This is a genomic window from Pseudoflavonifractor phocaeensis (assembly GCF_016901735.1).
In the GTDB taxonomy this organism is placed as follows: domain Bacteria; phylum Bacillota; class Clostridia; order Oscillospirales; family Oscillospiraceae; genus Pseudoflavonifractor_A.
Genome location: NZ_JACLZC010000083.1, coordinates 1 through 9,821, shown reverse-complemented (window position 1 = coordinate 9,821; position 9,821 = coordinate 1). Strand labels below are relative to the sequence as shown.

11 protein-coding genes are annotated in these 9,821 nt (G+C 63.2%); 3 read left to right on the top strand and 8 right to left on the bottom strand.

Annotated elements, in window-relative coordinates:
* From H7U37_RS13485 to H7U37_RS13460, 6 genes are all read right to left on the bottom strand, one after another.
* Window positions 1–1,117 (bottom strand): peptidase U32 family protein (locus H7U37_RS13485; RefSeq protein ID WP_204876474.1); only part of this gene is annotated, 1,117 nt, incomplete at its 3' end.
* Window positions 1,118–1,186: 69 nt separating this feature from the next.
* Complete coding sequence (gene mltG, locus H7U37_RS13480; RefSeq protein WP_204876472.1) at window positions 1,187–2,362, bottom strand: endolytic transglycosylase MltG; 1,176 nt, start codon at window positions 2,360–2,362, stop codon at window positions 1,187–1,189.
* Between the two features lie 69 nt (window positions 2,363–2,431).
* Complete coding sequence (locus tag H7U37_RS13475) at window positions 2,432–3,016, bottom strand: 5-formyltetrahydrofolate cyclo-ligase (protein WP_204876464.1); 585 nt, start codon at window positions 3,014–3,016, stop codon at window positions 2,432–2,434.
* A complete protein-coding gene (locus tag H7U37_RS13470) occupies window positions 2,988–3,539 on the bottom strand; it encodes a DJ-1 family glyoxalase III (RefSeq protein WP_204876463.1) in 552 nt (183 codons plus the stop codon). The genes H7U37_RS13475 and H7U37_RS13470 overlap by 29 nt, the downstream gene beginning before the upstream one ends.
* 45 nt (window positions 3,540–3,584) lie before the next feature.
* The gene (locus H7U37_RS13465) at window positions 3,585–4,265 is read right to left on the bottom strand and encodes a dTMP kinase (protein ID WP_204876462.1); all 681 of its coding nucleotides are present in this window, start codon (window positions 4,263–4,265) and stop codon (window positions 3,585–3,587) included.
* A 7-nt stretch (window positions 4,266–4,272) separates the two neighbouring features.
* On the bottom strand, window positions 4,273–4,995 hold the full coding sequence (locus tag H7U37_RS13460; protein ID WP_204876461.1) for a WecB/TagA/CpsF family glycosyltransferase: 723 nt from the start codon (window positions 4,993–4,995) through the stop codon (window positions 4,273–4,275).
* Between the two features lie 277 nt (window positions 4,996–5,272).
* Here H7U37_RS13460 and H7U37_RS13455 point away from each other — a divergent pair, with 277 nt between their 5' ends.
* The 3 genes from H7U37_RS13455 to H7U37_RS13445 all read left to right on the top strand — a co-directional run bounded on the left by H7U37_RS13455 (window position 5,273) and on the right by H7U37_RS13445 (window position 8,132).
* Window positions 5,273–6,265, top strand: a complete 993-nt coding sequence (locus H7U37_RS13455; protein WP_204876460.1) for an ABC transporter substrate-binding protein — start codon at window positions 5,273–5,275, stop codon at window positions 6,263–6,265.
* Between the two features lie 110 nt (window positions 6,266–6,375).
* Window positions 6,376–7,335: an ABC transporter permease gene (locus H7U37_RS13450; RefSeq protein WP_204876459.1), complete on the top strand. Its 960-nt coding sequence runs from the start codon at window positions 6,376–6,378 to the stop codon at window positions 7,333–7,335.
* Between the two features lie 2 nt (window positions 7,336–7,337).
* Window positions 7,338–8,132: an ABC transporter ATP-binding protein gene (locus tag H7U37_RS13445; RefSeq protein ID WP_204876458.1), complete on the top strand. Its 795-nt coding sequence runs from the start codon at window positions 7,338–7,340 to the stop codon at window positions 8,130–8,132.
* Between the two features lie 434 nt (window positions 8,133–8,566).
* On the opposite strand, the gene H7U37_RS13440 is transcribed toward H7U37_RS13445, so the two are convergent.
* Together H7U37_RS13440 and H7U37_RS13435 are read right to left on the bottom strand one after the other, a co-directional pair.
* Window positions 8,567–9,295 carry a polysaccharide deacetylase family protein gene (locus tag H7U37_RS13440; RefSeq protein WP_204876457.1) on the bottom strand — a complete coding sequence of 243 codons (729 nt, stop codon included), beginning with the start codon at window positions 9,293–9,295 and terminating at the stop codon, window positions 8,567–8,569.
* 76 nt (window positions 9,296–9,371) lie between these two features.
* A partial coding sequence (locus H7U37_RS13435; RefSeq protein WP_204876456.1) for a 5-bromo-4-chloroindolyl phosphate hydrolysis family protein occupies window positions 9,372–9,821 on the bottom strand: 450 nt, incomplete at its 5' end.

The window sequence follows — 9,821 nt, the reverse complement described above, 5'->3', positions numbered from 1 at the left end:
GGGTCAGGGGGAGGCCGTCGGCGTCGGCCATCTGGGGGACGGTGAAGGACAGGGGGGCGACGTCGGGACCGATGAGCTCCAGGGTATCGCCGGCGGAGAACTTGTTGCGCAGGGAGCAGAGGGCCAGGGCGTCGGGGGAGCAGGTCTCCACCATGGCGCAGACCTGATAATCCCGGATGTAGCGGGCGTCCTCGGTGAACTGGCCGGGCTGGCCGAACCAGAAGCCGGTGGAGTAATGGCGGTGGCTGACCTTTTCCACCTCGTCCCGCCAGACGGGGGAGAGGGGCTGGCCGGCCAGGGCGGCGTCCACGGCGTGGCGGTAGGCCCCGGTGACCACGGCGGCATAGTAGGCGCTTTTGGCCCGGCCTTCGATCTTGAGGGAGTCCACCCCGGCCTGCAAAAGTTCCGGGATGTGGTCGATCATGCACATATCCCGGCTGTTCATAATAAAGGTCTCGCCGTTTTCCTCAAAGACGGGGAAATATTCGCCGGGGCGCTGCTCCTCCATGAGGGCGTATTTATACCGGCAGGGCTGGGCGCAGGCGCCCCGCTGGGCGTCCCGTCCGGTCATGTAGTTGGACAGCAGGCACCGTCCCGAATAGCTCACGCACATGGCGCCGTGGACGAAGGCCTCCACCTCCAGGGACTTGGGGGTCCGGGCCCGCAGCTCGGCCACCTCCTCAAGGGAGAGCTCCCGGGCCAGAATCACCCGGTCGGCGCCCAGCTCATGCCAGGCGTTGGCCACGGCGTAGTTGGTCACACCGGCCTGGGTGGACACATGGCGCTTGAGATGGGGGGCATATTTGCCCGCCAGCTGAAAGACCCCCAGGTCGGCCAGGATCACCGCGTCCACGCCGGCGTCCTCCAGCACCTCCAGCCAGGCGGGGAGCCGGTCCACCTCCTGGTTGCGGGGCATGGTGTTGCAGGTCACATGGACCTTTACGTTGTGGGTATGACAGAGCCTGACGGCGTCATACAGGGCCTCGTTGGAGAAGTTCCCCGCAAAGGCGCGCATCCCGAAGGCGTTGCCTGCCAGGTAGACGGCGTCGGCGCCGTAGGCCACCGCCATACGCAGGCGCTCCGGATCGCCGGCGGGGGAGAGCAGTTCCATTTTCATGGGAAAAGGACCTCCTTGCATACAAAATAAAGGGCCTGCTGCAACGGCTCCTTGCAGCAGGCCGAAGGGTCACTGATAGCGCTCCTGAGAGGCGATAAACGCCTGCTGCTGCGCCAGCGTGCGGAAGAAGGAGTGGGTGCCGTCGTCGCCCAGAGCGTAGTAGTAGTACTTGGTGTCCTCCGGGTAGATGGCCGCCCGCAGGGCGTCGATACCGGGACAGGAGATGGCGGTGGGGGGGAGCCCGGGATAGATGCGGGTGTTGTAGGGGGAATCCAGGGAGACATCCACCTCGGTGCCGCCGGTGACATAGAGGATGGTGGCGTCGATGCCCAGGGTGTTGCCCGTCTCGGCGGTGGGATTTTCCAGGCGGTTGTGGATGACCGAGGAGATGAGGGCCTGATCCGTTCCGTCGGTCTCTTTTTCGATCATGGAGGCGATGATGACGATCTCTCCCACGGTATAGCCGCTCTCCTCCGCGTCGGCCCGCATCTCGTCGGTAAACTGCTCGTCAAAGCGGAGGATCATCTTGTTGAGGATCTGCAATACGTCTCCGCCCATATAGAACTGGTAGGTATCAGGGAAGAGGAAGCCCTCCAGCCGGTGATAGTCGCCGGTGGGCAGATCCTGAAGGAAGGAATATTTGAAGACATGGTTGGCGGCCATATCCTGCAGGTCGGCCACGGAGGCCACGCCGTTTTCCTCCAGCAGCGCAAAGATCTGATCCAGGGTCATACCCTCGGTGATGGTGACCTCCACCTCCTTGCGGCTGCCCGAATTGACGCCCATGGAGGAGATGAGAGCGCGGTAGTCCATCTCGGTGTTGAGCTCATAGGTGCCGGCGGTAATGAGGTTGCTCTCGTCCTGGCTGTCGCTGTCCGACTGCACCTCGGTGTGGGTCATCCAGGCGAAGAGCTTAAAGAGAGACTGGTATTCGATCAGGCCGTTTTCCTGTAAGGTCTTGGCCACGTCGCTCAGGCTGTCTCCCTCGGTGACGGTGACGGTGGCGACCTCATAGGACTTGTTCAGCGCCAGCACGTCGCAGGCGGCCACCCAGGCGAAGGAGGCCAGCAGCGCGGAGAGTCCGAGGACGAAGATGAGATAAAAAAGAGGTGTCAGCCGGCTGCGCTTTTTTTTGCGGGGCCGTTTGTGCTGACCGGATGGGGCGTCGTCGGCCAGATGAGAGGGGGTATAATGCCCGCTGCGTTCCGTCCGGCGTCCGTTGCTTGGATCGTATTCCTGTGGCATGACAAAAACTCCTAATACATGGTGACCGGCGGGTAAGCCCGGCGGTACGGGGAAGGGTCCGGCGCCGGATCAGGGAGCGGGCCAGCAGGCCGACTCGGTGAGGACCAGCGCCACGGGCTGGTCGTGGCAGCCGGCGGGCAGGCGGTCCAGCAGGACCGCGTCCCGGCACAGCGCCACCGTCAGGCCGGAGTAGCCGGGCAGGTAGCGGTCATAGTAGCCGCCGCCCTGCCCCAGCCGCCGGCCCTGCCGGTCGAAGGCCAGGCCGGGCACCAGGATCAGGCCGCAGCTGTCCCGCGCCGCCAAGGGCAGAGCGGGAGAAGGCTCCAGCATCCCGTATGGATGGCGGACCAGAGGATCGCCGGGTCCCACCAGCCGGGCCTCCATGGCGTGGCCGGGGAGGCAGCGGGGGAGGGCGGTCTCCTTGCCCATGTCCCACAGCCTGGGCAGCAGGGCGCGGGTATCCGGTTCGCTGCCCATCCCACAGTAGAGCAGCACCCGCCGGGCGGCCCGCAGCTGGGGAAGGGACAAAAAACGTGCAAAAAGGGCCTGATCGCCGGCCTTCCGCTCCTCCGGAGAGAGGCGGGAGAGGGTCTGGCGCAGGCGGGCCCGCAGGGCGGCCTTTTGCTCAGAAAGAGCCGTGGTAGTGGACGCCATGGGCCACCTGCTCGGCGGTCTGGCGGCCCTTGAGGATCTCCACCAGCTTGAGGCCGAAGGGGAAGGAGGAGCCGGCGGCCTGGCCGGTGATGATGTGGCCGTCCTCCACCACGGGGCTGCTCTGATCCACCACGGCGGAGCCCATTTCCTCCTCCATGCCGGGGTAGCAGACGGCGTTGCGCCGGTCCAGAATGCCCACCCGGGCCAGGATGGTGGGGGCGGCGCAGATGGCGGCCAGATAGACGCCGCGGGTGCAGGCCGTCTCAATAAAGGCCAGGGCGGCGGGGCTGTCCTGGATGTTCTCCACGCCCTTGAGACCGCCGGGGAGGAAGAGCATCCGGACGGCGTTCTGGTCCAGCTGGGCCAGGGTGCAGTCGGCGGAGACGGTGATGCCGTGGCTGCCGGTGACCTGCATACGGTCCAGCCCCACCAGCTTGACCTCCACGCCGGCGCGGCGGAGCAGGTCGGCGGGGACCAGGGCTTCAGACTCTTCAAAACCGGTTGCGAGCAAAATGGCGACCATAAATTCATACCTCCCAAAAATGGTTACATAACTTCTGATACCAGTTTATCCCTTTACAGGGCGGATATACGGAGAGACAGCCGCCCAAAGCTCCTCCTGGATGTCGGCCGGAGCGCGGAGTACGCCGTCCCTCACGCAGGAGATGGTGGTCCAGCCCAGACAGGCGGCGGCTTTGCGGGCGGTGCGGCGGCAGAGGGCCAGGTATTCGGTGTCCACCTCGTGGATGTCCCCCTTGGTGTGGGACTGGGCCTCCCGGCTGCGCAGAAGGGAGACGGCCCATTCGGTGGGCATATCCAGATAGAGGACCAGGTCGGGCCGGGGCAGGCCCAGCTTGTTGTGCTCGAAGTCGTCCAGCCAGCGGAAGAAGTCCTCCCACGCCTCCTCGGGGAGCTTGCAGGCCTGATGGACGGCGTTGGAGGAGGTGTAGCGGTCGGAGAGGATGAGACCGCCGGAGCGGTAGTCCTCTCCCCACACCTGCTTCCACGAGGCGTACCGGTCCACGGCGTAGAAGGAGGAGGCGGCGTAGGCGTTGACGTCGGAGGGATGGGAGCCGAAGGCGCCGCCCAGATACATACGGATGAGGGCGGAGGAGGGCTGGCTGTATTGGGGAAAGACCAGGTGGCGGAAGGGGGTTTCCATCTGTTCCAGCCGCCGGCAGAGGAGGGAGAACTGGGTGGACTTACCCGACCCGTCGGTACCCTCGCAGACGATCAGGGTTCCGGCCATAGGAGCCTCACTTTCCGCGCAGCCGCGCGCCGGCGGCCTGGAAGAGGACCAGAGGCAGCTTTGCCATGCGGCCGATGCGCTTGGGCTCTTTGATGAGGCGGTAGCACCACTCCATACCGGCCTTCTGCCAGGCTTCGGGGGCGCGTTCCACCGTACCGGCGAACACGTCCAGCGCGCCGCCCAGACCGGCCATGAACCGAACGCCGGTGGAGGGGCCGTATTGGGCCATCCACAGCTCCTGCTTGGGCGCACCCAGGCAGACCAGAGCCACGTCGGCGGCGGACTGGCGGATCTCCTCCGCCACGGCCTCATTGTCCTGGAAGTAGCCGTCGTGGGTACCGCACACCACCAGACCGGGGTGGGCCTTTTCCAGATTTTCGCCGGCCTTCTGGGCCACGCCGGGCTTTGCGCCCAGCAGATAGAGCCGCAGGCCCTCCTTGGCCATCCAGTCCATGAGGGCACTGGCGAAGTCGATGCCGGGCACCCGGTGGGGAAGGGGACGGCCCAGGATCTTGGAGGCGTAGACCACGCCGATGCCGTCGGGCATGGAGAGATCGGCCTGATTGAGGGCCTCACGGAAGGCGGGATTGTTCTCCGCCGCCAGGATGAATTCGGGGTTTGGGGTGACCGCGTAGTGGAACCCGCCGGCCTGGATGAGGGATGCGGCGGTGCGCACCATCTCGTCGGGGGCGAGGTCATCGAAGCGGACACCCAGAATATCGGTTTTCAAAATGAGTGACCTCCCGTATGAGAAACATCTCATAGATTTTTTTATTGTACCACACGGTGGGGAAAAAGTCCATGAAAAACCGTCTCCGGCCGGGAAAAGCCGGGCCGCAGCCGGGAAGAACGGAGGAAAAGAGGGAGAAAAAGTAAAATTTGACAGAAAAAAACCGTTGACATTTGGCGGAAAGGCGGTATAATACAGCCTGTACTTTAACAACAAAAAGCATTAAAGTAAAGGCGCGGAAGAGTCCGCGCCTGACGCAGGAAAGGATGAAATGAATATGAAACACCCCGCGCAATGGACCGCGCTGCTCACCGCCGCGGCGTTGTCGCTCACCCTGACCGCCTGTACCGGCACGACCGGCCAGACCTCCGGCGATAACGACGGTAACGGCGGCGAGACCTATGTGGTGGGTATCTGCCAGCAGATGACCCATGACGCTCTGGACGCCGCCACCCAGGGCTTTAAGGACGCCCTCACCGAGGAACTGGGGGACGCCGTGACCTTTGAGGAGAAGGACGCCGGCGGCGAATATGCCAACTGCGGCACCATCATGGACGGCTTTGTGGCCGACGGCGTGGATCTGATCCTGGCCAACGCCACCTATCCCCTCCAGGCCGCCGCCTCGGCCACCGGCGATATCCCCATCCTGGGCACCTCGGTGACCGACTACGCCACCGCCCTCTCCCTGGACGACTGGACGGGCACCGTGGGTGGCAACATCTCCGGCACCTCCGACCTGGCGCCCCTGGACCAGCAGGCCCAGATGCTCAACGAGCTGTTCCCCGAGGCCAAAAACGTGGGTCTGCTCTACTGCTCCGGCGAGCCCAACTCGGTCTACCAGGTGGAGACCATCCGGGGCTATCTGGAGGACATGGGCTACACCTGCGCCCAGTACGCCTTCACCGACGTGAACGACCTGTCCTCCGTGACCCAGAGCGCCTGTGACAGCTCCGACGTGATCTACATCCCCACCGACAACACCGCCGCCGCCAATACCGAAACCATTGCCAACGTGGTGCTGTCGGCCGGCGTGCCGGTGGTGGCGGGTGAGTCCGGCATCTGCTCCGGCTGCGGCGTGGCCACGTTGTCCATCAGCTATTATGACATTGGCTACACCACCGGCCAGATGGCGGCGCAGATCCTCACCGGCGAGGCGGACATCTCCACCATGCCGGTGGAGTACGCTCCCACCGTGACAAAGATGTACAACGCCGCCAACTGCGAGGCGCTGGGTCTGACCATGCCGGAGGACTACGAGCCCATCGGCTGAGGAAGGAACAACTGCAAAAAGGAGCGGAGAGGCCAATCCCCTCTTCCGCTCTTTTTTGGCATGAGCAGAGAGATTATTTTTCAAATGATTTGGAGGTATAAAGAGGGATTATGGACGTTTTGATGTCGTTTTTGAATTCCATGCCGGGGGCCTTCGGGCAGGGCCTGGCGTGGGGTATCATGGCCATAGGGGTGTACATCACCTACCGGGTGCTGGATGTGGCCGACCTGACGGTGGACGGTTCGCTGGCCACCGGCGGCGCGGTGTGCGCGCTGTGCATCGGCCTGGGGATACATCCGGTGGTCTCCATGCTGCTGGCGGTGCTGGCCGGGATGCTGGCCGGCTTTGTCACCGGCTTTTTCCACACGGTGTGCGGAATTCCTGCCATTCTGGCGGGCATTCTCACCCAGCTGGCCCTCTATTCCATCAATCTGCGGGTTATGGCCATCGGCAGCGGCGACAAGACCAAGGCCACGCTGGCCCTGAGCGTGGGCAAGCATGACCTGCTGGTCTCCTCCCGCTATATCCGGGATCTGACGGTGGAAAATCCCCTGATTCTGCTGGCCATTCTGGTGGCCGTGGTCATCGGGGTGCTCTACTGGTTTTTCGGCACCGAGCTGGGCTCCTCCCTCCGGGCCACCGGCGCCAATCAGGCCATGGCCCGGGCCCAGGGCATCAACACCAGCTGGAACAAGGTGCTGGGCCTGGTGATTTCCAACGGTCTGGTGGCCCTGTCCGGCGGTCTGCTGGCCCAGTATCAGGGCAGCGCCACGGTGGACATGGGCCGGGGCGCCATCGTCATCGGTCTGGCGGCGGTCATCATCGGCGAGGTGCTGCTGGGCAAGGTGTTCCACAACTTTGCCCTGAAATTGCTGGCCAGCGTCATCGGCGCGATCATCTACTATATTGTCATTACTCTGGTGCTCCGGCTGGGTCTGGAGTCCACCGACCTGAAACTGCTGACCGCCCTGGTGGTGGCGGTATTCCTCACCATCCCCTACTGGAAAGAGAAGTATTTCCGTAAAAAAGGAAAGGCGCTCCCTGAGACCGCCGGAAAGGGAGGCAACTGACCATGTTGGAGCTCAAGCATATCTATAAAACCTTCAACGCCGGCACGGTCAACGAAAAGCGGGCGCTGAACGATCTGTGTCTGAACATGAACGAAGGCGATTTCGTCACTGTCATCGGGGGCAACGGCGCGGGCAAGTCCACCATGCTGAACATCGTCTCCGGCGCGCTGCCGGTGGACCAGGGTACCATTACCATTGACGGGCAGAACGTCACCGGTCTGCCCGAGTACCGGCGGGCCAAATTCATCGGCCGTGTTTTTCAGGACCCCATGATGGGAACGGCGGCCACCATGCAGATCGAGGAAAATCTGGCACTGGCGGCCCGGCGGGGCAAACGCCGCAGCCTGCTGCCCGGCATTACCCGTGGAGAGCGGGAGGAGTACCGGGAGCTTTTGAAGATGTTGGACCTGGGGCTGGAGGACCGGCTCACCACTAAGGTGGGCCTGCTTTCCGGCGGGCAGCGGCAGGCCCTGACCCTCCTCATGGCCACCCTCCGCAAGCCCAAGCTCCTTCTGCTGGACGAGCATACCGCCGCGCTGGACCCCAAGACCGCCGCCAAGGTGCTGGACGCCACCGAAAAGATCGTCTCCCAGGACCGTCTGACCACCCTGATGATTACCCACAACATGCGCGACGCCATCGCCCACGGAAACCGGCTCATTATGATGTACGACGGCCATATTGTCCTGGACATCACCGGCGAGGAGAAAAAGAAGCTTACCGTGGAGGACCTCCTTGCCCGCTTCAGCCTGGCCAGCGGCTCCGACGAGGCCGACGACAAGCTCCTCCTCTCCTAACCTACTTTCTTTCGAGAAAGAAAGTAGGCAAAGAAAGCTTTCATAGAGCGCTCGTCTGGTAAGTTTCGCAAAACCGGACGGCAAAGAAAGCTTTCATAGAGCGCTCGTCTGGTAAGTTTCGCAAAACCGGACGGCAAAGAAAGCTTTCATCTGCCCCCAGACTGCGGTCTGGGGGCTTCCTTTTTTCAAAATGCGGCAATGGACAGCGGGCGACCACAAGGGTCGCCCCTACGAGGTAAGCCGGCGTACCTGGGGGAAGTGCAGAAGGGGGGTATCCCCCCTTCTGCCCCTTTTGGTCCAGGCCCTTTTCGGGAAAAGGGCCTGGCGCCGCCCGCGCAGGGCCGTCATGGTATATGTTGAAACAAATATGTAGGGGCGGCCCTTGTGGCCGCCCGCATCCGTGCAGGTGGTTTGCGTCCCGCAGCGCGGCGGCATCAGGGGTAGGCGCAGCGGTATACACAGCCGTTTTCCAGGGAAATATGCCGCAGGGAGAACAGCTCCTCCACGGTGACAAAATAAAAGCCCTGGTCCATCAGCGCGTCCACGGTCTCCAGCGCCGCTTCCACCGAGCCGGGAAAAATATCGTGCAGAAGGAGGATGTCCCCGTCTTTGGCCTGGGAGATCAGGTGCTGTGACACCAGATCGGCTCCCTGCTCCCGCCAGTCCTCCGGGTCCACCGACCATAGGATGATGGGAGCGCCCGCCATGGCCTTGACGCCGTCATCCACCATGCCGTAGGGAGGGCGGAGCAGAAAGCCGTTGTGGCCCAGGAGCTGGGTGAGGAGGGTACGGGTAACCTCCACCTGCGCCTGGAAATCGGCCTCATTCAATCCGGTGAGGATGGTATGGTCATAGGTGTGGATGCCGATTTGATGTCCCTCGGCGTCCATGCGCCGGATCAGGTCCTCGTTGCCCGGGATCTGCCGGCCGATGAGAAAAAAGGTGGCCTTGACGCCCCGCTGCGCCAGGCCGTCCAGCAGGGCGGTGGTGGTGCTGCGCCGAGGTCCGTCGTCAAAGGTGAGGGCCACCAGCTTTTGAGGGACCGTGCCGCTGACCGGCAGCACATCCGCGGCGGAAGGAGCCGCGCCGCTCCGCAGCAGGCAGAACAAAAAAAGAGCGGACGCCGTCAGCCACAGCGTCCGCATGGGTTTGGATGGTTTCATCTCCACGCCCCGTTCCGTCTGAGGATGGGAACAGTATGCGCGGCAAAAGCGTGGGTTATTCCAGCCGGGAAGAAGCTTACAGCTCCAGGGTGATCCGTCCGTTCTTTTGGGACAGGCCGTCTTTTTCCAGCATCCGCTCCAGCACCGACACGTCGGCGGTGATATCCATGGCGGTGTTGGCAAAGAGCTGGTCCAGCTGCTTTTCAAAGCCCTCCACCACCTTGTCCATCATACCCTCGATGCGGTCCTTGGCGGCGGAGATGTTGGCGCCTTCCACGCCCTGCTCCTCCATCTGAGCGTAGGCCCGGAGGATTTTCAGCGTGGTGGGGAGATAATAATTCAGGAAGGTGCGCAGCTGTCCCGATTTGTCCGGGTGCTGCTGCTGATAGGCGAAGATTTTCCGGGTGATTTCCTCGATGCGGTCGATTTTTTGACTCATGACCGGATCGTCGATGTCGTCGTTCACCGCCCGGATCTCCGAAAGGATGCGGTCGGCCTGGGAGGGGGCGGTTTCTTCCTCGGGCTG